Here is a 24139-nt window from a genome sequence, read left to right as displayed (position 1 = left end):
AAGAGTCATGACGTCCCAGGCAGCGGACGGACCGGAGACGGTCATCGCCTCGCGCCGCTCCAAGATCACGCCCGAGCGTGAGCGGGAGTTCTTCGACGCCGTGCTCGAACAGATCCGCGCGTGCGGCTACGACGCCGTCACCATGGAGGGCGTCGCCGCCAGCACGCGCTGCAGCAAGTCCACGCTCTACCGGCAGTGGAAGACCAAGCCGCAGTTCGTGGCGGCCGCCCTGCGCGCCAGCCGCCGCAGCCGCTTCGAGGGCATCGACACCGGCACGCTCGCCGGGGACCTGCGCCAGGCCGCGCGGGTCGCGGGCGCCTGGTCGGGCAAGGACACCCGGCTCTTCCAGGCACTCGGTCACGCCGCGATGCAGGACCCGGAACTCAGGTGCGCCCTGCGCGAGGCACTCATCGAACCCGAGATCGACGCGCTGAAGGAGCTGCTGCGGCGAGGAGTGGCCCGAGGAGAGGTGGCCGCCGACCACCCGGCGCTGGACTACGTCCCGGCCCAGATCTTCGGTGTGCTGCGCGCCCGTCCCGTCCTGGACGGCGAGGACGCCGACGCCGACTACCTGGTCGGCTTCGTGGAGGCCGCCGTGCTGCCCTGCCTGGGACTGACCTGAGACTCAGGCCGCCGTCCACGGGATGACTGGGCGGCGACCTGTTTCCGCGCCGCACCGTGGGGACGGGGGCGGCGCGCACCCCCCGGCCGGGTGGGGTTCCTCTTGAGCGGAGGGGCACCCCACCCGGCCGCCCGGGACTCCCCAGGTGTGTTGATCACGAGCGTTGTTGACCCTGGCGGGTCTTGAGCATCAGACGCCGCCGGGCCCGCCCTGCGGGCGGACGACGGGAATGTGACGACAGGACCTAGACCTCCTGGCCGTCGCCGCCGCCCGTGGACACCTTGATGCCCTTGGTGATCTCGTCCAGGACCGCCTGCCCCTCGTCGACGTCGACGCCGAACCGGACCACGACGAGCTGCTGCTCGTTGACGGGCGACGGGAAGGCGAGGGACTCGACATAGCCGTCGGCACCCTTGCTGGTGACGGCCTTCCAGCGGACCATGTAGCCCTTCTGCCCGGCCACGGTCACCGCCTTGGAGGCCAGCACCTGGTGCGAGGTGATCTCGCCGTACCCCTTGCCGTAGGACTGCTCCGCGTTCTCGGAGATGTCCGCCTTGGCGATCTCCTCGGCCGTGTCGCCCTTGGTGCCGAGCGCGAGTGCGGGCGCCGAGAAGGCGCCGCCCTTCGTGCAGCGGTCGGAGGTGCCGTCGGGGCACTTGTACGTGTCGTCGGACGACACCTGCGCACCCCAGTTGATCTTCTCGCCGTACCAGCCGTCCGGCACCGGCAGGCTGATCCCGTTCACCGAGTCCGTCACCGCACCGCTCTCGACCCGCGGCGCTGCGGACCCGTCGGGAGAGGGCGACCGCCCGCCGTCCCCGCCACCGCCGCCTCCCGGGTCACCGAAGGGCCCGCCGGGCCCACCGGGCCCCCGCCGCTGCGACTCGGCGCCACCGCCTCCCGAGCCGCCGTCGGCGGTCAGCGCGTACACACCGACGCCGATGCTCGCGAGCACCACGGCCGCCACGCCCACGGCTATGCCCGTACGCAGACCACGCCGCCCACCCGACTGCACCTGACCGGGATACCCCGGGTGCACCGGATAGCCCGGGTAGGCCGCAGGCGCCCCGGGGGCCGTCGGCTGCCCCACGGGCGCGCCCGGGGCCGGCGGCTGCGGAGGGGCCCACGCCGCGGCCGACCCCGCGGGCCGGACCTGGTCCGTCCATGCCTTGCCGTCCCACCAGCGCTCGGTGGGCGGACCGTCACTTTTCCGGCCGGGGTCGGGGTACCAGCCGGGTGGTGTCACCTGCGTCATGGGCCCACCGTATGAGGTCTCGGTGAAAGCCGGATGAGAGGACCCCGCTCATGGGCCCGCGGATGCCGGCCGGCCTCACTCCACGACGGGCCGTACCGGCCGCTGCCGAGCAGGTGGTGGCGGGTGCAGGGCGTCGCGTCCCGGGGTGATCACGCGGCCCGCCACCCGAGGCGATCACCTCCGTCGCCCGCGGCGCGCACACGGCCACGGAGACCGTACGAGCCGTCGGCGAGGTCGGCGTGGCGACGACGTCGTCCGCCGGCAGCGTCACGGACCCGGCCGGTGCCCCGTCCACGCCGGGCACCGGCGGCCCGCCGCTGAACCCCAGCGCCGCCCTCGATCGGTGGACCGGGCCACGGTCGCCGAGCGTCGGCTTCGTGCACGCGCCTTTCCACCGACGGTTTTTGACTATGAGTAAGTTTCAGCCGGGCAGGTCGGGGGCCCTGCGCGTCGCCCGTCCGGACCCGCCGTCACCCTTCACGGCAACAGCTGCCCCGAGCACCCTCCACTCGGTCGGCCGGAAGGCTACGCTCGATCTGAACGTCGTTCGGGCTACTTGGGGAGGGAGCGGGATGACGGAGGTACGGCCCACACCGGCCGCCTCGGCCGCCCTGTGGGAGCGTGACGAGGAACTCGCCGCCGTCGAGCGGGCGCTCGACACCCTGTGCACGGACAAGTCCTCCTCGGGCAGTCTCCTGGTGCTCCGGGGCGAGGCCGGACTCGGCAAGACCGCACTGCTGGCCGAAACCCGCCGTATAGCCGAAGCCCGTGGCTGCACGGTGTGGGCGGCCCGCGGCAGCGAGACCCTGCGCTCCGTCCCCTTCAACGTCGTACGGCAGCTGATGCAGCCCGCGCTGCTGTCGCTGATGCCGGAAGAGGCACGCGAGTACCTCGGCGACTGGTACGACATCGCCGGACCCGCCCTCGGCATCACGGACCCCGGTGAGCGCCAGGCCGATCCGCAGGGCGTGTGCGACGGCCTCGTGGCCGCGGTGCGCCGCCTGGCCCGGCGCGACTGGCCGCTGGTGCTGCTGATCGACGACGCGCACTGGGCCGACCAGGAGTCCCTGCGCTGGCTCGCCGCGTTCGCCGAACGGGTGGGCGAGCAGAACGTCCTGGTCATGGTGGCCCGCCGCCCCGGCGAGGTCGGCGGCGACAGCGCCCGCCACCTGGACACGGTCGCCGCCGCCGGCAGCTCCGTCGCCAACCTGAGCGCCCTCACCCCGGACGCCACCACCGGCCTCACCCGCGCCACCCTGGGCGCGCACGCCGACGCCCCGTTCTGCCGCGAGGTCTGGGCCGTCACCGGCGGCAACCCGTACGAGACCGTCGAACTCCTCGCCAAGGTGCAGGACAGCGAGTTCGAGCCGACCGAGTCCGCCGCCGGTGAACTACGCGCCCTGAACCGCGCGGCACGCGGCGGCGGACTCGTCGCCCGCCTGGAGACGCTCGGCATCGACGCCACCCGGTTCGCCTGGGCGGCGGCGATCCTCGGCACCGGCATCTCCGTCGACCTGGTGGCCGAGCTGGCCACCATGAGCCTCGACGACGCCGTGCGCTGCGCCGAGCTGCTGCGCACCGCGCGCATCCTCACCGAGCCCGACCCGGCGGGGGTCCAACCGGACGACGGCGAGCTGCAGTTCGTCCACCCCCTGATCGCCACCGCCGTGTACAACTCCATCCCCGACGCGCTGCGCACCGCGATGCACGGCATCGCCGCCCGTGTCGTCACCGACAACGGCCGGGGAGCCGCCGTCGCAGCCCGCCACCTGCTCGAAGTCCACCCGGACAGCGACGAGGAACTCGTCGAGCAGCTGCGCGAGGCCGCCCGCGAACACCTGGCCGTCGGCGCGCCCGACGCCGCCCGCCGCTGCCTGGAGCGGGCCCTGCTCGAACCGCCGCCGCGCGAGGTCCACGCGCGCGTGCTCCACGAACTCGGCTGCGCCACCCTCCTCACCGCGCCCGCCACCACCATCGACCACCTCCAGACCGCCCTCGCGATGCCCGGCCTGGACGGCGACGAACGCATCGACGCCGTCTACCGCCTCTCCCAGGCCCTGCTCCACAACGACCAGTTGGAGGAGGCCGTCCGCACCGTCGAGGCGGAGGCCGCCCGCCACCCGGCCGGGCCGGTCAAACTGCGGCTCCAGGCGGTGCAGTTCATGTGGGAGGGCATCCACGCGGGCGAGGCGACCGCCGCGGGACGCTCCGCACGCCTCGCCGAACTCGCCGCCACCTGTACCGGCCGCGACAACGCCGAGCGCGCCCTGCTCATCCTGCGCGGCTTCGACGCGATGGCCCGCGGCGAGAACGCCGAAGAGGTCGTCGAACTGTGCGACCGCGCCCTCATCAACGGCCGCCTCGCCCCCGGACTCGGCTGGACCGACCCCGAATGGGGCCTGGAGCTGCCGATGATGCTGGCCAGCTCCTACGCCTTCACCGACCGGCTCGACCGGGCCGAGGCCCTCTACAACGAGGCCCTGCGCGCCTACGAGTCCGCCGGTTGGAGCGGCGGCCACCTCTCGCTGGCCCACGCCTACGTCGGCCTCGGGCACCGCAGACGCGGCCGGCTCCGCGAGGCCGAGGCGTCCCTGCGCAAGTCGCTGGCGCTCGCCGAGCGCGTCGGCCGTCGGCTGCCCCTGCACTGGTCCGCGACCTGCAACCTCGTCGACACCCTGCTCGCCCGCGGCCATGTCGAGCAGGCGTGGCGGGTAGCCGAGGAGTACGGCTTCGCCCCGCCCTACCCGTCCACCATCGTCCTGCCCGACCCCCGCTCGGTCCGCGGTCGCCTGCTCCTCGCGGTCGGCCGCACCAAGGAGGGCGTCAACGAACTGGAGGCGGCGGAGAAGGCGGCGGCGGTGCGCGGCCACCACAACCCGGTGCTGGTGCCCTGGGCCGTCGACCTGACCCGCGCCCTCGCGAACGAGGACCCGGCGCGCGCCGGCCGGCTCGCCACCGACGTCCGCCGCCGCGCCGAGCGACTCGGCACCGACACCGCCATCGGTGAGGCCCTGCGCTGCGCCGCCGCCCTGGAGACCGGCCAGCGCGCGGTACGCCTGGCCGAGCAGGCCGTGACCTATCTGGAGGCATCGCCCTGCCAGTACGAGCACGCGGCCGCCCGTGTCGAGTTCGGCATCGCCGCCCGCTCGTCCGCGGAGCTGCAGCGAGGTCTGACCCTGGCCCGCTCGTGCGGAGCGGACGGACTGGTGGCACAGGCGGAGGCGGCCCTGTCGGCGGGGCTGGTGTAGGCGGGGCCGGATCGCTCAGAGGGCCAGTAGCTGGTCGGTGACCGCCGCCAGCCGCTTGCGGACCTCCGGGTCGTACGTTCCCTCGTGCGCCCGTGCCGGACGGGTGCCGTCGAAGTACCGGCCCGTCCCCAGGTCCCGGGTGGCCAGTGCCAGGACACCGGGTGCGCCGTCGGCGACCCTGTGCCGGGGCGGGAAGCCGCCCTCGCGGACCATCGCCGTGTCCCCGTGGGTCGCCGGGTGCAGCACGTTCACCGAGACGCCGGTGCCCCGAAGCTCCTCGGCGAGGACGAACGTGTACGCGGCGAGGGCGAACTTGGCACGGCAGTACGCCGAGAGTCCCGAGTAGCCGCGGGCCGACTCCGGATCGCCGAAGTCCAGGGGCTCCTGTCCGGCGGAGCCCACGTTCACCACCCGCGCGGGAGCGTTGGAGCGCAGCACCGGGAGCAGGGCACGGGTCAGCGCGACCGGCGCCAAGTAATTCACGGCCAGGCGCAGTTCGTGCCCGTCGGCACTCAGTTCCCGCCCGGAACCGGGCGGCCCGGCGCCCACGGCCGCGTTGTTGATCAGCACATCCAGCTCGGGGTGTGCCCCGGCGACATGGGCCGCCAGTTCCCGGACCTGACCCAGCGAGGCCAGATCGGCGACGAACCCCTCGGCCTCGCCCTCGGCCCGCAGCTCCTCGACGAGCCCCTCGGTGCGCTCCGCGTCCCGTCCGTGCGCGAGGACACGGTGCCCGGCACGGACCAGCTCGAAGGCGACGTGGCGGCCGAGCCCCGAGGTGGCGCCGGTGAGCAGAACGGTCGACATGTCTCCACCGTAGGCACGGGTGGAGACATGTGCGAGGCGCCGCCGAGCGTACGACCGCCGGGGTCACCCTCAGGCGCCCGCGTCTTCCTCGGACTCCTCGGCGAGCACGCGCTGGGCCGTCGCGAACGCCGAGTTCGCCGCCGGAACGCCGCAGTACACGGCCGTCTGGAGCAGTACGGCACCGATCTCGTCGGGGGACAGCCCGTTGCGCCGGGCCGCCCGTACGTGCATGGCCAGCTCCTCGTAGTGGCCGTGCGCCACCAGCGCCGTCAGGGTGATCATGCTGCGCTCGCGCCGGGTGAGTGTCGGATCGGTCCAGATCTCGCCCCAGGCGTAGCGGGAGATGAAGTCCTGGAAGCGGGCCGTGAAGGCGGTCTGCCGAGCCTGGGCGCGGTCCACATGGGTGTCCCCGAGCACCTGCCGCCGTACCTCCATGCCCCGCCCGGCACTCCCGCCCAGGTGGGCGCGCAGGGCCGTCAGCACGGCCTCCGGGCATTGCGCCGGCGCCAGATGCGAGGCGCCCGGGATCTCGACCAGCGCGGCACCCGGCACGGCGTCCGCGATCTCCCGCAGATGCGCCGGCGGGGTCGCGGGGTCCTCGCGACCGGCGATCACCAGCGTGGGCGCGCGGATACCGGCCAGCCGGTCGCGCACGTCGAAGGCGGCGAGCGCGTCACAGCATGCCGCGTACGCCTCCGGGTCGGCGTCCCGGTGGTCCCGGACCAGCTCGGGCACGGTGAAGCCGCAGGTGAACCAGCGGTCGTTCGCGGTCTCGGCGAGAGCCGCCAGCCCCTCGCGCCGCACCAGCGCGGCCCGCTCCTGCCACGGCTTCGCACCGTTGAAGTGGGCCGACGAACAGATCACGGCCAGGGACTCGACGCGCTCGGGGTGGTGCACGGCGAGGTGCAGTCCCACCGCACCGCCCAGCGACACCCCCGCGTACGCGAACCGCTCGATCCCGAGCGCGTCGGCGAGCGCGAGCACCAGGCGGGCGAGGTCACCGACCGTGGCGCCCGCCGCGATGAGATCGCCCGTCGAACCGCCGTGCCCCGGCAGGTCCCAGCGGACCACCCGATGCGTGCTCGACAGCTCCGGCGCGACCTTCTCCCACAGGGCGTACGAGGTGCCGAGCGAGGGCCCGAGCAGGAGGGGAGGCCCGAAAGCGGGTCCTTCGGCACGGTGGTGAAGCAGTTTCACTGTCGCTCCAGAGCGCGGTCGGTGAGGGCTCCCGCGGAGCCGGTGTAGTGCGTGGGGTCGAGGTCGACGTCCGCCAACTCCGGTGCCCGGTCGAGCGGTTCACCTGCGCAGGCCAGTCTGGTGAGCAGCTCCTTGGCATGCGCCCGGCCCAGCACCGGGGCCAGCTCGGCGGCCAGCCGCTCGGAGACGATCAACCCGTGGGTCAGGTCGAGGTGTTCGCGCATGACGTGGTCCTCGACCCGCAGTCCCTCGGCCAGCTCGACTGCGTCCCGGGCGGCCCCGCCGACCAGCCGCAGCAGATCCCTGAGCGGCTCCCACTCCGCGTGCCAGGCGCCGGCCGGCCGTTCGTCCTCCGCGGCCAGCGCGCCGTACAGGACGGCCGCGAGCTGGGGGGCGCGCCGTGCTGCGGAGGCGATGAGCGTGGAGCGTACGGGATTGGACTTGTGCGGCATGGCGGACGAACCTCCGCCGCCGCCCTCAGCGACCTCGGCGATCTCGGTCCGGGACAGGGTGAGGACGTCCGCCGCGAGCTTGCCGAGCGCGCCCGCCGTGAAGGCGAGACACCCGGCGAGGTCGGCGACGGGGGTGCGCAGGGTGTGCCAGGGCAGGGTGGGCGCCCGCAGGCCGAGTTCGAGGGCGTAGGCCGCCGGCAGCGCGGTCGGATCACTCGCGCCGTACGCCCCGAAGGCGGCCAGCGTCCCGGCCGCGCCGCCGAGTTGGGCGGGCAGTGAGTCCCGTACGGCCGTGGCCCGGTCCCGGGCGTCGAGGACCAGCGACCGCCATCCGGCCGCCTTCAGCCCGAACGTGGTCGGCACGGCGTGCTGGGTCAGTGTGCGCCCGGGCATCACGGAGTCCCGGTGCTCGGCGGCCAGGCCGGCCAGTGCCCGTTCGGTGCGGCCGAGGTCGCCGAGGATCAGGTCGAGGGTGCGCACGGCGACCAGCATCATGGCGGTGTCCATGATGTCCTGGCTGGTCGCGCCCCGGTGGACGTAGGGGCCGTACTCGTCGCCGACCGCCTTCGTCAGCTCCGCGACCAGGGGGATCACGGGGTTGCCGCCCGCGCGGGCCCGCTCGGCCAGGGACCGCATGTCGAAGGGGTGGCCGCCGGCCGCCTCGGTCACCGCGGTGGCCGCCTCGGCGGGGGCGAGGCCGAGCGCCCACTGAGCCCGGGTCAGCGCGGCCTCCGCGTCGAGCAGCGCCCGCAGGCAGGCGGTGTCGCTCGTCGCGGCGGCGGCCGGGGAGCCGACCCGCCCCGGGGCCAGCAGGCCGACGTCGGCTTCGGATACGGCGGGGTCGACAGGTGGTGTCACCGGAACTCCAGGAAGACCGTCTCGCCTTCGCCCTGAAGGCGGATGTCGAAACGGTATGTCCCGCGGCCCTGGTCCACCGCGATCAGCGTGTCGCGGCGTTCCGCGTCCAGCCGGGACAGCAGCGGGTCGGCGGCGTGCGCGGCCTCGTCGCCGGGCAGGTAGATCCGGGTGAACAGGTGCACCAGCAGCCCGCGCGCGAAGACGCACACGCTGAGATGGGGCGCGCTGCGCCCGCGTGCCCCCGGCCGCAGCGTCCGCGCACTCCAGTGCCCGTTCGCATCGGTCTGGACGCGCCCCCAGCCGGTGAACTCCACGCCGTTGCGGCCGAGGAAGCCGCCGCTCGCCGGGTCGCGCCGCATCGAGCCGTCGACCCGCGGCAGGTTGCCGTCCGGGTCGGGACCCCACAGCTCCAGGAAGGCGTCCGGCAGCGGTTTGCCCTCGCCGTCGGTGACGTAGCCCTGCAGGGCGATCGTGTCCGGGTGGCCGATCGGCGCGATGTCTCCGCCGCCGGGGAAGGGCAGTGCGTGTCCGTAGAAGGGGCCGACCGTGTGCGACGGAGTGGGGAGCACGGATTCCGGACGGCTCGTGTCGATCTTCGTCATGGCGGCTCAGCGTCCTTCTTCGATCCAGGTGGCGTGCGGGCCGTCGAGCACGATGTCCCAGTGGTAGCCCATCGAGAACTCCGGCACCGACAGGCTGTGGTCGTAGGTCGCGACCAGTCGCTGCCGGGCCGCGTCGTCCGTCACCGACTGGATGATTGGGTCGTAGCGCAGCAGCGGGTCGTTCGGGAAGTACATCTGCGTCACGAGCCGCTGGGTGAACGCCGTACCGAACAGCGAGAAGTGGATGTGGGCCGGCCGCCAGGCGTTGACGTGCTGGCTCCACGGGTACGGGCCCGGCTGGATGGTGGTGAACGCGTAGCGGCCGCCGTCGTCGGTCAGGGTCCGGCCGACACCGGTGAAGTTCGGGTCCAGCGGGGCGTCGTGCTGCTCGCGCTGATGGGCGTAGCGACCGGCGGAGTTCGCCTGCCAGATCTCGATGAGCTGGCCGCGGACCGGGCGGCCGTCGCGGTCGAGGAGCCGGCCCGAGACGGTGATGCGCTCACCGATCGGCTGGCCGTCGTGCTGCCGGGTCAGGTCGTGGTCGGTCTCGGTGATGTCGCGCTCGCCGAAGGCGGGGGAGGACAGCTCCACCAGCTCCGGGTCCTTGGTGACGTCGATGGCGATCGGCGGCTGCTCGGGGTGGCGCAGGACGGAGGAGCGGTACGGCGCGTAGTCGCGGCGCGGGTGGTGCTCGACGGGGGCGCCGTCGGCGATCCGCTTCTCGTACGCGGCGTGCTCGGCCGCGATCTCCTGGTCGATGTCGTGCTGGGTGAGAGTCATGGGGCTCCCTGCGGGTTCCTGGGTTTCTCAGCGTTCGAGGACGAGGGCGAGGCCCTGGCCGACGCCGATGCAGAGGGTGGCGACACCGACTCCGCCGCCCCGGCGGGCGAGTTGGTGGGCGACGGTACCGGCGAGGCGGGCACCGGAGGCGCCCAGCGGGTGGCCGAGGGCGATGGCGCCGCCCTGCGGGTTGAGGATCGCCGGGTCGACGTCGGGCCACTCGGCGACGCAGCCCAGCACCTGGGCCGCGAAGGCCTCGTTCAGTTCGAGGACCGACAGGTCGTCGAACGTCCTGCCCGCCTTGGCGAGGGCCCGGTTGACGGCCTCGACGGGGGCGAGGCCGAAGCAGTCGGGGTCGAGGGCGTGGACGCCGGTGGCGCAGACCCGGGCGAGGGGTTCGCGGCCGGTGGCCCTCAGGCCCTCCTCGTCGACGAGGAGCAGGGCGGCGGCACCGTCGCTGAGCGGGGAGGCGTTGCCCGCGGTGACGGTCCCCTCAGCGGTGCGGAAGGACGGTCTGAGCCCCGCCATCGCCGTCGGCGAGGCATCGGGCCGTACGCATTCGTCGGCGCCGAGGACGACCGGATCACCCTTGCCCCGCGGGATCGGCACGGGCGCGAGCTCGGCGTCGAACAGGCCCTCCGCCTGCGCCCTTGCGGCCTTGCGGTGGCTGTGCAGGGCGAACTCGTCCTGCTGCTCCCGGCTGATCTTGTGCTTCTCGGCGATCAGCTCCGCGGACTCGCCCAGGGGGATGGTCCACTGCGGTTCCATCCTGGGGTTGACCATGCGCCAGCCGAGTGTGGTGGAGTACAGCTCCGTGTGCCCGGCCGGGAACGGCTTGTCGGACTTGGGCAGCACGTACGGTGCTCTCGTCATCGACTCCACGCCGCCCGCGACGGCGACGGAGGCGTCGCCGAGGGCGATGGCGCGGGCCGCCTGGACGACGGCTTCCAGTCCCGACGCGCACAGCCGGTTGACGGTCACGCCGGGTACGGAGGTGGGCAGGCCGGCGAGGAGCGCCGCCATGCGGCCCACGTTGCGGTTCTCCTCGCCGGCGCCGTTGGCGTTGCCGAAGTACACGTCCTCGATGCGGGACGGGTCCAAGGCGGGCGTACGGCTGATGAGCGCGCGCAGGGTGTGCGCGGCCAGGTCGTCGGGGCGTACGGGGGCGAGAGCGCCGTTGTAGCGGCCGATCGGTGTGCGGACGGCGTCGACGATGTACACGGTGTTCACAGCAGATTCTCCGCGACGGTGAGTTTCGCGTCGGTCCTCGCGGTGATCTCGTCGACACTCACGCCGGGCGCGGTCTCCACGAGCACCAGGCCTTCGCCGGTGACGTCCAGCACGCCGAGATCGGTGATGATCCGGTTCACGCACGCCGCGCCCGTGAGCGGTAGGGCGCACTCGGTGCGGATCTTTGCCGAGCCGTCCTTGGCGGTGTGGGTCATCACGACGACGACCGTGCGGGCGCCGTGGACGAGGTCCATCGCCCCGCCGATCCCGGTGATCATCTTGCCGGGGATCGCCCAGTTCGCCAGGTCGCCCTTCTCGGACACCTGCATGGCGCCGAGTACGGCGACATCGATGTGCCCGCCCCTGATCATCGAGAAGGACAGCGCCGAGTCGAAGAAAGCGGCGCCCGGCAGGACGGTCACCGTCTCCTTGCCCGCGTTGATCAGGTCGGGGTCGACGGCGTCCTCGGTGGGGTAGGGGCCGGTGCCCAGGATGCCGTTCTCGGACTCCAGGACGACCTCGACGCCCTCGGGCAGGTAATTCGGGATCAGGGTCGGCAGCCCGATGCCCAGATTGACGTACTGCCCGTCCTGGAGCTCGCGCGCGGCCCGCGCGGCCATCTCCTCACGTGTCCAGGCCATCAGCTGCTCACCGTCCGCTTCTCGATGCCCTTGTCGGCGGCCTGCTCCGGCGTGAGAGCCACCACCCGCTGCACGAAGATCCCCGGCAGGTGCACCGCGTCCGGATCGATCTCCCCGGGCTCCACGAGCTCCTCCACCTCGGCGATCGTCACCCGCCCGGCCATCGCGGCCAGCGGGTTGAAGTTCCGGGAGGACTTGTTGAACACCAGGTTCCCGTGCCGGTCGCCCTTCGCCGCCCGTACCAGCGCGAAGTCGGTGCGGATCCCGCGCTCCAGCACGTACTCGGTGCCGTCGAACTCGCGCACCTCTTTGGGCGGCGAGGCGAGCGCGATCCCGCCGGAGCCGTCGTAGCGCCAGGGCAGCCCGCCCTCGGCGACCTGCGTGCCCACCCCGGCCGGCGTGTAGAAGGCGGGGATTCCCGCCCCGCCGGCCCGCAGCCGCTCGGCCAGCGTGCCCTGCGGGATCATCTCGACCTCCAGCTCCCCGGCCAGGTACTGGCGGGCGAACTCCTTGTTGGCGCCGATGTAGGAGCCGGTCACCCGCGCGATCCGCCCCGCCGAGAGCAGGACGGCCAGCCCCGACTCCATCGCCCCGCAGTTGTTGGAGACGACCGACAGCCCGGACACGCCACGCTCGTACAGCGCCTGGATCAGCGCGTTCGGCACGCCGCTCAGCCCGAAGCCACCCACCGCGAGCGACGCGCCCTCGCCCACATCGGCCACCGCCTCCAGGGCCGTGGCGACCACCTTGTCCATCCGAGGAGCCCCATCTCTTCCCGAGCGTCAGCACCCGGGTTAATCAGGGCACTGATTATTTGTGTGAGGTTGGCTCTCACGCTGCCACTGTCGCGGTAAACCGTCAAGACCTCGGCAAACACGAACGCCGCTGGGGCGATGGGACCCGAGACACTGCCCACGGCGTCGAGTATTGTTCAGTGCACCGATGATGACGACCATGGGAGCGCGGATGGCCGCCGTGGACCTCGCGACGCACCCCGGGCATCTGGCCCGGCGGCTCCAGCAGGCGCACTACCTGCTGTGGAACACGATGGTCTCCGAGGAGATCACCTCGCCCCAGTTCGCCGTCCTCAACACCCTCGTCGCCGAGCCGGGCCTCGACCAGCGCACGGTGGGCGAGCGAGTGGGGCTCGACCGGTCCACCATCGCCGAGGTGATCAGCCGGCTCGGCCGTCGCGGGCTGCTGGACAAGGTGCGCGACCCCCAGGACGGCCGCCGCTTCCTGCTGCGACTGACGGACGACGGGCTGCGCACCCACCGCAAGCTGACCGTGCGCACGGCCCGGATGAACCAGGTCTTCCTCGCTCCGCTGTCAGCAGAGGAGCAGACGCAGTTCTTCGATCTGATCCGGCGCGTCGCGGACGCGGCCGAGGGGCTCCGCAACCCTGCCGAACCCCTCGCCGGCCGACCCTGAGCCCGCCTGCCGGACGCTCAGCGCGCCTCCGCGAAGACCACCCACACCTGACCGTGCTGGAAGAGCATCGGCTTGCCCGCGGCGGTGGTGAACCTCGTGCCGGAAGTGGTCTTCGGGCGCTTCCATCTGACGTCGTAGGCGAGCCCGTCGCGCAGCACCCGTGCCTTTCCCGCACCCACCGTCTCGGTGTACGGCGTGTTGTTGCCGAGGAAGTCATGGAAGGCGGACGCGCGCACCTTGACGTACTGGACGATGACCGTCCCGGCCGTCACGCGCTTTCCGTCGGTCGTCCTCGCGGCCTTGCCGTCCATGGCGACCAGCCAGCGGTCGTGACTCCTGGACCAGGTGAACGTGAAGCGCGCCGCCGGGTAGCGCACGGTCTGGGCGGCGACGGCCTTGCCCCCCGGTGGGGCGGCGCCGAAGCGGAAGCCCGTCGTCAGGACGTCGGTGCCCGGCGGAGAGGCCATCAGCCGGTGGGGGCGCAGGTAGAGGTTGTGCGGCGAGGGCCGCTTGGAGTAGCGGAAGTACGCGCGGGAGGTGTCTTCCGCCGGCCTCGCCTGCAGAGGGGCCTTGTCGATCAGCGGCTCCAGCTTCCTCTGCGCTCCCGAGTAGGCGAGCATCGGCCGGTCGAACTGGCGCAGCAGCTCCAGATCGGTCTCGCGCGCGCTGCGTACCGGCCCGACGTACTTCGGCAGCTGCTGCGCGTACACCGCCATCAGACGGCTCAGACCGCCTTCGACCTGCTCGACGTAGACGATGTCCGCGGCGTTCAGGCCCGTGTGGGGACGAGCGGCGCGGGCGTTGTCGATCTTGACGGCGAGCACCGCCTTCTCCGGTGCGAGGGACCCGTTCGCGCGCTCGCTCGGCGACGGGGGGAGCACCTGGCCGCGGCCGTCGTCGCGAGAACCGTCCGACGTCGTGCAGCCTGCCGCCAGGGAGGCCGTCAGCGCGGCGGCCAGCAGGCCCGCCAGGGCCGTGACGCGTCTGGTGCGCGCCCCTCGTCGTCCGTGCGCTTTCGTCACCCGCACCCACCCACCCGATCCGTGTCATCAATTGTGTGCTTATCAGTTCATAGATGCCCATACCCGATCGGTTCCGAGCCGTCCGCGGTGGTCCACCTATCGGCCCACGGGTCGGCAGCCGATCGGGTCCGTCGAGCGGTTCGGCCGAGGACCCCAGGGGTACCCGGCGCCCACCGTACGAACGGACGCGCACTGGCGACGGAGGGAGCACGGGGCGATGAGGGCAGTGACCTGGCAGGGCAAGCGTGACGTGCGCGTGGAGAACGTGCCGGATCCCCGGATCGAGGAGCCGACGGACGCGGTCATCCGCGTCACGTCGACCGGGCTGTGCGGCTCCGACCTGCATCTGTACGAGGTGCTCACCCCGTTCATGACCCCGGGGGACATCCTCGGCCACGAACCGATCGGCATCGTCGAGGAGGTCGGTGCCGCCGTGCCGGACCTCCAGGCCGGCGACCGGGTCGTGGTGCCGTTCCAGATCGCCTGCGGCAACTGCTGGATGTGCCTCACCGGGCTGCCGACCCAGTGCGAGACCACCCAGGTCAGCGGCGAGGGCATGGGGGCCGCCCTGTTCGGCTACACGCGGCTGTACGGCTCGGTGCCGGGTGCCCAGGCCGAGTACCTACGGGTACCGCAGGCGCAGTTCGGCCCGATCAAGATCCCCGAGGGGCCGGCCGACGACCGGTTCGTCTACCTCTCCGACGTCCTGCCCACAGCCTGGCAGGCGGTCGAGTACGCCGGGATCCCGCAGGGCGGCAGCGTCGCGGTGCTCGGTCTTGGGCCCATCGGTGACATGGCCTGCCGGATCGCCCGGCTGCGGGGCGCAGGACGCATCTTCGGCGTGGACCTGGTGCCCGAACGGCTGCGCCGGGTGCGGGAGCGGGGCGTGGACACGTACGACCTCAAGTCCTTCGACGACGAGAAGGAACTGGTCGCCGCGATCCGCGACGAGACCGACGGCCGTGGCCCGGACGCGGTGATCGACGCGGTCGGCACGGAGGCCCACGGCAGCGCGGTGGCCCGGCTGGTGCAGAACACCTCCGCCCTGCTGCCGCGCAAGCTGAGCGGCCCGATGGCCGAGCGTTTCAGCGTCGACCGGCTCGCCGCCCTCTACACCGCCATCGACCTGGTACGGCGCGGCGGCACCATCTCGCTGTCCGGCGTCTACGGCGGCATGGCCGACCCGCTGCCGCTGCTCACGCTGTTCGACAAGCAGATCCAGATCCGGATGGGCCAGGCCAACGTCCGCCGCTGGAGCGACGACATCGTGCCGTACCTGACGGACGACGATCCCCTCGGCGTCGACGACTTCGCCACGCACCGGGTGCCGCTGAGCGAGGCTCCGCACGCGTACGAGATGTTCCAGCGCAAGGAGGAGGGCGCCATCAAGGTGCTGATGAAGCCCTGACGTTGACGCCGCGGTGGCTCAGGCCTGGGGCGCGAAGATCTCCGCGAGGTCGTAGCGCACCGGCTCCTCCAACTGCGCGTAGGTGCAGCTCTCCGGGGTGCGGTCGGGGCGCCAGCGACGGAAGCGTGCCGTGTGCCGGAAACGCGCCCCGTTCTCCATGTGGTCGTACGCCACCTCGGCCACCCACTCCGGCCGCAGCGGGACCCAGGACAGGTCCTTCTTGCCCGACCAGCGGCTCGGCGCGCCCGGCAGCCGGGCCGACTCGTGCGCCGCCTCGTCGGACCAGGCGGCCCACGGGTGCCCTCGCACCTCCTCCATGCGCAGCGGCTCCAGCTCCTCGACGAGTTCGGCGCGCCGCTTCATCGGGAACGCCGCCGACACGCCCACGTGCTGCAGGACGCCGTGGTCGTCGTACAGGCCCAGCAGCAGGGATCCCACCACCGGACCGCTCTTGTGCAGGCGGTAGCCCGCGACGACGACGTCCGCCGTCCGCTCGTGCTTGATCTTGAACATGGCGCGCTCGTCCTGCAGATAGCGCAGGGTGAGCGGCTTGGCGATGACACCGTCGAGCCCGGCCCCCTCGTACTGCTCGAACCATCCCTGGGCCGTCTCGATGTCGGTGGTCGCGGGGGCCACGTGCACCGGAGCCGTCACACCGGACAACGCCATGGTGAGCAGCGCCCGCCGGTCCGCGAGCGGGACGTCCAGCGTGGACCGGTCGTCCAGCGCGAGCAGGTCGAAAGCCACGAAGGACGCGGGGGTCCGCTCGGCCAGCATCCGCACCCGGGAGTCGGCCGGGTGGATGCGCTCGGTGAGCGCGTCGAAGTCCAGCCGCCCCTCCCGTGCGATCACGATCTCCCCGTCCAGCACGCACCGCTGCGGCAACCGCTCCTTCAGACCCGCCACCAGCTCCGGAAAGTACCTGGTCAACGGCTTTCCGGTACGACTGCCCAGCTCGACTTCGGCGCCGTCCCGGAACACGATCGCCCGGAACCCGTCCCACTTCGCCTCGTACTGCATGCCCGGCGGGATCCTCGCGACCGACTTGGCGAGCATCGGCTTCACGGGCGGCATCACCGGCAGGTCCATGCTCCGACTCTACGAGCGGTTCCCGGAGCCCGCCTGCCGCACGCCCGCACCACGGCACTCCCTGTCACCTGGGTGTTTGCCCCGTCCCGCGGGACGCGGCCAGGCCGCCCGGAACGCATGCCGCTGCCGACGGACCCACCCGGGAAGGCGCTACCGAGCGAGGAGGCCGAACCCACCGGCGCACGACAGCGCTTCCCCAGCCGGGCTTGCCGAGGCGCCGAGTCGAGGTTCGGTTCTCACCCGGCGGTCCCGGTCCAGACCTGTGGGCCCCCGCCCCGCCACTCGATCCACGTGGCCGCCGCGACGTCCTCCGGCTCGACGTCCTCATGGCCGAAGCGGCGCAGGAACTCGACGATGTCCAGCAGCGTGTACGCCATCCCGAGGAAGTGATCACCGGCACGGACCCGTCGCCCGCCGTCCTCGGCGGGCGGGTAGACGATCACAGGCGGCGGCGTCTGCATGGCACCAGGATCATGCGGCGCCCCCGGGCCCGCATCCGGGCGCCCCGGTTCGGACGTGGGTGCACGGCCGCCGCCCGGTGTGCGAGGTGTGCCCCGTCCGCCTACCGTGGCACGCATGGGAGAAGCGGTGGAGCTGGAGGCGGGCGGCAGGACCGTGCGCCTGTCCAATCCGGGCAAGGTCTTCTTCCCCGAGCGCGGCTTCACCAAGCTCGACCTCGCCCGCTACTACGTCGCCGTCGGGCCCGGCATCCTGCGCGCCCTGCGCGACAGGCCCACCACCCTGGAGCGCTACCCGGACGGCGTCACCGGCGAGTGGTTCTTCCAGAAGCGGGCGCCGAAGAACATGCCCGACTGGATCCCGACCGCCCACATCACCTTCCCCAGCGGCCGCAGCGCCGACGAGATGTGCCCCACCGAGGAGGCCGCCGTCGTGTGGGCCGCCCAGTACGGCACGCTCACCTTCCACCCCTGGCCGGTGCGTCGCGACGACGTCGACCGCCCGGACGAACTGCGCATCGACCTCGACCCGCAGCCCGGCACCGACTACGACGACGCCGTCCGCGCCGCTCACGAACTGCGGGCCGTGCTCGACGAGTTCGGTGGCCTGCGCGGCTGGCCCAAGACCTCCGGCGGCCGCGGCCTGCATGTCTTCGTGCCGATCGAGCCGCGCTGGACCTTCACCCAGGTGCGGCGGGCCGCGATCGCCGTGGGCCGGGAGATGGAGCGGCGGATGCCGGACCGTGTGACGATCAAGTGGTGGAAGGAGGAGCGGGGCGAGCGCATCTTCCTCGACTACAACCAGACGGCCCGCGACCGGACCATCGCCTCCGCCTACTCCGTACGGCCACGCCCGCACGCCCCGGTCTCCGCACCCCTGCGCTGGGACGAGGTGGGCGTCGCCCACCCCCGGGACTTCGACCTGGCCACCATGCCCGCGCGCTTCGCCGAACTCGGCGACGTACACGCGGACATGGACGACCACCGCTTCTCCCTGGAGGCCCTGCTGGAGCTGGCCAACCAGGACGAGCGCGACCATGGACTCGGTGATCTGCCGTACCCGCCCGAGTATCCGAAGATGCCGGGAGAACCCAAGCGGGTACAGCCGAGCCGCGCCAGGAAGGCACCCGAGGCGCCTCCTACAGCTCCTTGATCCGGATGTCCCGGTAGGACACCACGTCCGTCGTGCCGTGCACCTGGAGGCCGATGTAGCCGGAGGCGAACCGGCGCCCGTCCGTGCCCGGGTCGTCCGAGCGCGGCGGGGTGAACGCCTGGCCGCCGGCGTTGTCGAACTCGTTGATCAGCACGCCGTTGCGGTACACCGAGTAGTGCTGGTCGACCACACGGATCTCGTAGTCGTTCCAGGTGCCCTTCTGCGTGACGCCGGCGCCCGCGAGCCCGACGCGGTCGAAGCCGTAGACCGAGCCCGTCTTGTACATGTCGCCGTCGGGCCGGTCGAGCACCTGCACCTCATGGCCGTACTTGATGGCGACCCATTCGGGACGCGGCTCCTCCGGGTGGTCGTGGATCCACGGGAAGCGGACGAACACGCCGGAGTTGGCGTGGCCCGTGCCCGGCGCGTCGTCCCGCCACTGGAGCCGCAGCGAGAAGTCACCGTACTTGCGCTGCGGGAACCACAGCATGCCAAGACCCGGCCTGGTCGTCCCGCTGGTGATCGACCCGTCGGTGTTGCGGCCGAACGAACCGCCGCCCACGTGCTGCCACTTGGCGAAGGACTCCGAGCTTCCGTCCAGGATCGGACGGTAGCCCTCGGTCTGCCCCGGCTTGCCGATCCCCGACTGCCGGGCGGCCTTGCGGACGGCGTCGTACTCGCGCCGGTCGACGACGCCTCGGGTCAAAAGCTTGTCGAGGACCGTCGTGACGTGCTTGAGGAACAGCGCGTGGGACGTCCACTGCTTCTCGTCCTCGATCAACTCGTTGATCCGGCACCTGCTCTCGGTCAGGCGGTTCGGGACACCCGAATCCACCGTGCCGACGATCACCGTCAACCGCTCGTCGAGTTCGGGGCAGTCGGGGGCCGGCACCGGACCGGACACCACGGTGAAGGTCACCGTGCGCGCCGCCGACGTGTTGCCCGCCTTGTCCGTCGCCCGGTACGCCAGGGTGTGGGTACCCGCGCGGTCGACGACCACCGGGGCGCCGTACGCCAGGTACGGCCCGCCGTCCAGCGCGTACTCGATCCGGTCGATCCCCGAGCCGTGCGCGTCGGTCGCCGTGAGGGTCACCCTGGCGTTGCCGACGTACGCCCCGTCCGAGTTCTTCGTGCCCTCGACCGTCACACCCGTCACCGGGGGCGTCGTGTCCGGATCCGGCGTCACCACGACGGCGAACCGCACACTCTTCTCGGCGGTGACGTTGCCCGCCTTGTCGGTGGCCCGGTAGCGCACCGTGTGCGTGCCGGCCTCGTGCACCATCACGGGCGCGGTGTACGGCCGCCAGGCGCCGGAACCGATCGCGTACTCGACGGTGTTGACGCCGGAACCGGTGTCGGAGGCGGAGACGGTGACGGTCGCCATGCCGATGTACGCACCGTCGGGGTTCTGCTCGCCGGTGACCGTCGCCGACGTCTCGGGCGCCGTCGTGTCGTCGGTCGGCGGCGCGACGACCGTGAACGCGACGCTCTTCTCCGCCGAGACGTTCCCCGCCTTGTCGAAGGCGCGGTAACGGATCCGGTGGTCGCCGACCCGGTCGACGACGACCGGGGCGGTGTACGGCTGCCAGGCGCCCGCGTCACCGGCCGCGTACTCGATCCGGTCCGGCCCGGAGCCGCCCTCGTCGGTGGCGTGGATCGCCACGCTCGCCGAACCGACGTACTGGCCCTGTGCGTTCTGCACCCCGCTGACGTGGGCCGACGCCTCGGGCGCCGTTGTGTCCTCGCCGGTGCCCTCGGTCACCACGAGGATGCCCTGCATCTGCCCGTGACCGGGAATCGTGCAGTAGTAGCGGTAGCGGCCGGGGGTGAGCGTGACCTCGGCGGTGTGCCGGCCGCCCTGGTCGTCGTTCGGGTTGGCGAGGATGTTGAGCTGCACATCGCTGTTGAACTCGACGTCCGAGGTGTCGAACGTCAGCGTGTGCGGCATCCCGGTGGTGTTCCCGGTCGCCGTGCTGTTCTCGAAGACGATCGTCGCCCGACCTGCGACGGCCGTCGTGGGCGCCGTCGTGTACCTGGTGATGTCGTCACCGGCGGTCCAGGTGAGCACCTGCGCCGCCGCGGCCGTGTCGGACAGGGGCTCGGGCTGCCCGGCGGCGGGCGCGGCCTGCAGGCCCAGCATCACCAGCAGCGCCGCCAGCAGCGCCGTCCAGACCCTTCGTCGCCGACTGCGGCGTATCACCGGCCTCCTCCTCTCGCCAGCAGGTCGGCGGCCGGAGTCGGCCCACCGCCCGTGTAGGTCACCCGCCACAGCGCCGACCTGGCGTCCGAGGTGAAGAAGCCGCGGCCGTAGTCGAGCACGTACAGCGCGCCGTCCGGACCGAACTTCCAGTCCATGAGGTTCCTGATCCCCTCGTTGCCGGTCGGCACGATCTTCTTCAGCGACTCCGAGTGCACCGGCAGACCGCCGTCCCCGTGCGTCTTCGGGTCGGTGATCACGGCGTGGCGGGGCTGGTCGCCGTCGTAGAAGTCGCCGACGAACCACTTGCCGTCCCAGTACGCCGGCCACCTGACGCCACTGTCGGCCGATGCGGCGTCGTACCGGTAGACCGGCCCGTTCATGGCGGCCTGCCCGCCGCCCTTGAGCCAGGGCAGCCCGTACGTGGCCTCGTCCTGCTTGTACGACGGAACGTTGTTCGCGTCGCGCGGGAAGTCCGGGGCGCCCCCCTGCGGCGCGTACCAGATGTTGTTGCCGGTGACCGGCGGGAGGTTGACCAGGCCGTCGTTGTTCGGGGACTCGTTCTTCGGGTGGTCGCAGTCGTACCAGCCGAGCGGCTTCGTCGGATCGGGCAGGTTGCGGTCCCGGTAGGGCTGCTTGTTGCCCATGCAGTACGGCCAGCCCCGGTTGCCCGCCTCGGTGATGACGGCGAACGTGTCGTACTTCGCCGGGCCCCAGGTCGGGGAGGGCGCCGAGGCGTCCGGGCCGACCCAGCCGGCGTACAGGGTGTCGGTCCGCTGGTCGACGAAGATGCGCGCCGGGTTCCTGACGCCCATCACATAGATCTCGCCGCGCGTCTTGCCCCCGCCCTCGTCGGTCTCCTCGCCGGTGAAGAGGTTGCCGTCGGGGAGCGTGTACGTCCCGTCCGGCTCCGGGTGGATGCGCAGGATCTTGCCGTTGAGGTTGTTGGTGTTGCCGGCGGTGCGGCGCGCGTCGGCGAAGGACACGCCCTTGTGGTTCGGTTCCGGGTTGTTGCCCGAGTAACCGTCGCTGAAGCGGCTGGAGTTGTTGTCGCCGGTCGCGATGTACAGGTTGCCCTGGGAGTCCCAGGCCATCCCGCCACCCGCGTGGCAGCAACTGTGGATCTGCACCGGCCACGTGAGCAGCACCTTCTCACTGCCCAGGTCCAGCTTGTCGGTGGCCGGGTCCAGGGTGAAGCGGGAGACCCGCCGTTCGGCCATCCGCGTGTCGCGGTTGATCCGCGAGTGCGGGGTGTAGTGCAGATACACCCAGCCGTTCTGCTCGAAGCGCGGGTCCAGCTCGATGCCGAGCAGCCCCTCCTCCACCTTGATCAGCTCGTCCCCGCCGCCCTTGTTGCCGAAGACGGTCAACTCGCCCGCGAGCGTGACCTTCTTGGTCCTCGGGTCGTAGACGTGGATCTCGCCCTTGCCCTTGCCGATGTCCGGGTTGTTCCAGTCGGTGATCACCGGCTGGGAGGAGTCGGCCCCGCCCCGCCCGATGTACAGCACCCGTCCGTCGGGCGCCGTGACCAGGCCGTGGGGCTCGCCGATCTGGTCGTTGCGGCCGGGCTGGTTGGCCTTGGTCAGGCGCTCGGCCTGGTAGTTGCCGGTGATGGTGGCCTTGCAGTCGGCCTGGGCGAGCCGGGTGGTCCACAGCAGGGCGCCGCGCAGATGCGCACGGAAGTCGGTCTCGTCGTACGACGACACCGTGCCGCCCATGCCGGTGTAGAAGGAGCGGCCGCCGTCGTAGTCGCGGCACCAGCTCACCGGGTGGTCCCAGCCGTTGGCGGCCGTGCCGGGCCGGTACGACGCCTCCCGGACCCGCGCGACCGTGTGCACCGTGCCGGACGGGTTCTTGGCCCAGTTCAGCCACTTGTCCGGCCGCTTCCACTGCAACGGCAGGTCCTTGGTGGCCGGATGCCGCCGGTCGCCGACCTCGACGACGGCCCGCTGCACGTCCGCCGGGCCACCGGCCGCAGGGCGGGCGCCGATCAATCCGGTGAACCAGTCCGAGTACGGTTCGGCGCGGGCCGCGTCATGGATGCCGACGAAACCGCCGCCCGCCTCCATGTAGGCCTCAAGGCCCGCCTCCTGCTCCGGGTCGAGGACGTCGCCGCCGCCCGTGAGGAACACGATCGCGTTGAAGCGGCCCAGCTTCGTCCCGTCGGTGAAGACCGAGGCGTCCTTGGTGGCCTCGACCTCGAAGCGCCGGTCGGCGGGCCCGGACAGGCCGATCTTCTCGATCGCCTCGATACCGGCGTTCACCAGGGGCGACTCCTCACCGGCCGCCGCCGACCCGTGGAAGATCAGCACCCGTACATTCGCGCCGCCCGGCGGCGACTTGACGGACATCGTTGTCAGGGATGGCTCCGGGGCCGGGCGTGCGTCGGCTGCCGGGGCCGACATCACTCCGGCGGCGACGGCCCCGGCAGCCACGGTGGCCACCCAGGTGCGTCTTCTCGCGCTCAGCCCTCGCACGTGCATGGGCACCTCCTCGGTCACAGCAACAGCGACAAGGAAGCTAGACCCCTTTGAGCGACTCGCCAATACCTATGACCGGACTGGGGCGAACTTTGTCCTGACAGTGGATGAACGGCGGAGCGGCCGGTACCGTCTCACCGGTTCACCCCCGCAATGTCCTTACTGCCATGGGGAGTTCGGCATGGACACAGGCAACAGACGCAACGTCGACAGGCGCACCTTCAACCGGCGCGTACTGCTGGGCGGCGCGACCGTCGCGACATCGTTGTCGCTGGGGTCGGTGCCCCAGGCCGCGGGCGCCGACGCCCCGCCCCGGACGGCCCCGGCCGGCGGCGAGACCAGACACCTCAAGCTGTACGCCGAGAAACTGGCCGACGGGCAGATGGGATACGGCCTGGAGAAGGGCAAGGCGACGATCCCCGGCCCGCTGATCGAGCTCAACGAGGGCGACACCCTGCACATCGAGTTCGAGAACACGATGGACGTACCGGTGAGCCTGCACGTCCACGGACTGGACTACGAGATCACCAGCGACGGCACGAAGTTGAACAGGAGCCACGTCGAACCCGGCGGCACCCGCACCTACACCTGGCGCACCCATGCCCCCGGCCGCCGCAAGGACGGCACCTGGCGGGCGGGCAGCGCCGGTTACTGGCACTACCACGACCACGTCGTGGGCACCGAGCACGGCACGGGCGGCATCCGCAAGGGCCTGTACGGGCCGGTGATCGTGCGCCGCAAGGGCGACGTCCTTCCCGACGCGACCCACACAGTCGTCTTGAACGACATGCTCATCAACAACCGACCGGCGCACAGCGGCCCCCACTTCGAGGCCACGGTGGGCGACCGCGTCGAGTTCGTGGTGATCACGCACGGCGAGTACTACCACACCTTCCACATGCACGGTCACCGCTGGGCGGACAACCGTACGGGCATGTTCACCGGGCCCGACGACCCCAGCCAGGTCGTCGACAACAAGATCGTCGGCCCTGCGGACTCCTTCGGCTTCCAGGTGATCGCGGGTGAGGGCGTCGGCGCGGGCGCCTGGATGTACCACTGCCATGTGCAGAGCCACTCGGACATGGGCATGGTGGGGCTGTTCCTGGTGAAGAAGGCGGACGGGACGATTCCCGGCTACGACCCGCACGAACACGGCCATGGATCGTCCTCCTCGGGGTCCGCGCACCGGCATTGACCCCTCATGTGCGG

20 protein-coding genes are annotated in these 24139 nt (G+C 71.9%); 6 read left to right on the top strand and 14 right to left on the bottom strand.

Annotation, left to right across the window (positions count from 1 at the left end; genetic code table 11):
* Positions 1 to 7 precede the first annotated feature (7 nt).
* On the top strand, positions 8 to 622 hold the full coding sequence (locus ACWCPI_RS33035) for a TetR/AcrR family transcriptional regulator C-terminal ligand-binding domain-containing protein (protein ID WP_451041630.1): 615 nt from the start codon (positions 8 to 10) through the stop codon (positions 620 to 622).
* Between the two features lie 244 nt (positions 623 to 866).
* Here the strand turns inward: ACWCPI_RS33035 and ACWCPI_RS33030 are convergent, their stop codons facing one another.
* Positions 867 to 1877: a DUF2510 domain-containing protein gene (locus ACWCPI_RS33030; protein ID WP_451041629.1), complete on the bottom strand. Its 1011-nt coding sequence runs from the start codon at positions 1875 to 1877 to the stop codon at positions 867 to 869.
* 572 nt (positions 1878 to 2449) lie between these two features.
* Here ACWCPI_RS33030 and ACWCPI_RS33025 point away from each other — a divergent pair.
* Entirely contained in the window at positions 2450 to 5125 is a 2676-nt protein-coding gene (locus ACWCPI_RS33025) for an ATP-binding protein (RefSeq protein WP_451041628.1), read from the top strand.
* 15 nt (positions 5126 to 5140) lie between these two features.
* Here ACWCPI_RS33025 and ACWCPI_RS33020 read toward each other — a convergent pair whose 3' ends face one another.
* The 8 genes from ACWCPI_RS33020 to ACWCPI_RS32985 form a co-directional block, all read right to left on the bottom strand.
* Positions 5141 to 5932: an SDR family NAD(P)-dependent oxidoreductase gene (locus tag ACWCPI_RS33020; RefSeq protein ID WP_451041627.1), complete on the bottom strand. Its 792-nt coding sequence runs from the start codon at positions 5930 to 5932 to the stop codon at positions 5141 to 5143.
* A gap of 69 nt (positions 5933 to 6001) precedes the next feature.
* The gene (gene pcaDC / locus ACWCPI_RS33015; protein WP_451041626.1) at positions 6002 to 7129 is read right to left on the bottom strand and encodes a bifunctional 3-oxoadipate enol-lactonase/4-carboxymuconolactone decarboxylase PcaDC; all 1128 of its coding nucleotides are present in this window, start codon (positions 7127 to 7129) and stop codon (positions 6002 to 6004) included.
* Complete coding sequence (pcaB, locus tag ACWCPI_RS33010) at positions 7126 to 8439, bottom strand: 3-carboxy-cis,cis-muconate cycloisomerase (RefSeq protein ID WP_451041625.1); 1314 nt, start codon at positions 8437 to 8439, stop codon at positions 7126 to 7128. The genes pcaDC and pcaB overlap by 4 nt, the downstream gene beginning before the upstream one ends.
* A complete protein-coding gene (pcaG, locus tag ACWCPI_RS33005; RefSeq protein ID WP_451041624.1) occupies positions 8436 to 9041 on the bottom strand; it encodes a protocatechuate 3,4-dioxygenase subunit alpha in 606 nt (201 codons plus the stop codon). The genes pcaB and pcaG overlap by 4 nt, the downstream gene beginning before the upstream one ends.
* Before the next feature lie 6 nt (positions 9042 to 9047).
* Positions 9048 to 9821: a protocatechuate 3,4-dioxygenase subunit beta gene (gene pcaH, locus ACWCPI_RS33000; RefSeq protein WP_451041623.1), complete on the bottom strand. Its 774-nt coding sequence runs from the start codon at positions 9819 to 9821 to the stop codon at positions 9048 to 9050.
* Positions 9822 to 9848: 27 nt separating this feature from the next.
* Complete coding sequence (locus tag ACWCPI_RS32995; RefSeq protein ID WP_451041622.1) at positions 9849 to 11051, bottom strand: thiolase family protein; 1203 nt, start codon at positions 11049 to 11051, stop codon at positions 9849 to 9851.
* Positions 11048 to 11692, bottom strand: coding sequence for a CoA transferase subunit B (locus ACWCPI_RS32990; protein ID WP_451041621.1), 645 nt, complete (start codon positions 11690 to 11692; stop codon positions 11048 to 11050). Before ACWCPI_RS32990 ends, ACWCPI_RS32995 begins: the two co-directional genes overlap by 4 nt.
* The gene (locus ACWCPI_RS32985) at positions 11692 to 12447 is read right to left on the bottom strand and encodes a CoA transferase subunit A (RefSeq protein WP_451041620.1); all 756 of its coding nucleotides are present in this window, start codon (positions 12445 to 12447) and stop codon (positions 11692 to 11694) included. Before ACWCPI_RS32985 ends, ACWCPI_RS32990 begins: the two co-directional genes overlap by 1 nt.
* 211 nt (positions 12448 to 12658) lie before the next feature.
* Here ACWCPI_RS32985 and ACWCPI_RS32980 point away from each other — a divergent pair, with 211 nt between their 5' ends.
* Positions 12659 to 13123, top strand: a complete 465-nt coding sequence (locus ACWCPI_RS32980) for a MarR family winged helix-turn-helix transcriptional regulator (protein WP_451041667.1) — start codon at positions 12659 to 12661, stop codon at positions 13121 to 13123.
* A 17-nt stretch (positions 13124 to 13140) separates the two neighbouring features.
* Here ACWCPI_RS32980 and ACWCPI_RS32975 read toward each other — a convergent pair whose 3' ends face one another.
* Positions 13141 to 14145, bottom strand: a complete 1005-nt coding sequence (locus tag ACWCPI_RS32975; RefSeq protein WP_451041619.1) for a DUF3048 domain-containing protein — start codon at positions 14143 to 14145, stop codon at positions 13141 to 13143.
* A 217-nt stretch (positions 14146 to 14362) separates the two neighbouring features.
* Here ACWCPI_RS32975 and ACWCPI_RS32970 point away from each other — a divergent pair, with 217 nt between their 5' ends.
* Entirely contained in the window at positions 14363 to 15553 is a 1191-nt protein-coding gene (locus ACWCPI_RS32970; protein ID WP_451041618.1) for a zinc-dependent alcohol dehydrogenase, read from the top strand.
* Positions 15554 to 15571: 18 nt separating this feature from the next.
* On the opposite strand, the gene ACWCPI_RS32965 is transcribed toward ACWCPI_RS32970, so the two are convergent.
* Positions 15572 to 16642, bottom strand: coding sequence for an ATP-dependent DNA ligase (locus tag ACWCPI_RS32965; RefSeq protein ID WP_451041617.1), 1071 nt, complete (start codon positions 16640 to 16642; stop codon positions 15572 to 15574).
* Between the two features lie 236 nt (positions 16643 to 16878).
* Positions 16879 to 17103 (bottom strand): hypothetical protein, encoded by a 225-nt coding sequence (locus ACWCPI_RS32960; RefSeq protein WP_388806399.1) that lies wholly within the window; start codon positions 17101 to 17103, stop codon positions 16879 to 16881.
* Positions 17104 to 17218: 115 nt separating this feature from the next.
* Here ACWCPI_RS32960 and ligD point away from each other — a divergent pair, with 115 nt between their 5' ends.
* On the top strand, positions 17219 to 18253 hold the full coding sequence (gene ligD, locus ACWCPI_RS32955; RefSeq protein WP_451041616.1) for a non-homologous end-joining DNA ligase: 1035 nt from the start codon (positions 17219 to 17221) through the stop codon (positions 18251 to 18253).
* Here ligD and ACWCPI_RS32950 read toward each other — a convergent pair.
* Positions 18240 to 20393 carry an OmpL47-type beta-barrel domain-containing protein gene (locus ACWCPI_RS32950; RefSeq protein WP_451041666.1) on the bottom strand — a complete coding sequence of 718 codons (2154 nt, stop codon included), beginning with the start codon at positions 20391 to 20393 and terminating at the stop codon, positions 18240 to 18242. The two genes, ligD and ACWCPI_RS32950, sit on opposite strands and share 14 nt — an antisense overlap.
* Positions 20394 to 20449: 56 nt before the next feature.
* Positions 20450 to 22933, bottom strand: coding sequence for a ThuA domain-containing protein (locus ACWCPI_RS32945; protein WP_451041615.1), 2484 nt, complete (start codon positions 22931 to 22933; stop codon positions 20450 to 20452).
* Positions 22934 to 23111: 178 nt separating this feature from the next.
* On the opposite strand from ACWCPI_RS32945, the gene ACWCPI_RS32940 reads away from it, so the two are divergent.
* A complete protein-coding gene (locus ACWCPI_RS32940) occupies positions 23112 to 24125 on the top strand; it encodes a multicopper oxidase domain-containing protein (protein ID WP_451041614.1) in 1014 nt (337 codons plus the stop codon).
* Positions 24126 to 24139: the final 14 nt, after the last annotated feature.

Source organism: Streptomyces sp. NPDC001920, from assembly GCF_053594495.1.
This window is presented reverse-complemented; position numbering and strand designations above follow the sequence as displayed.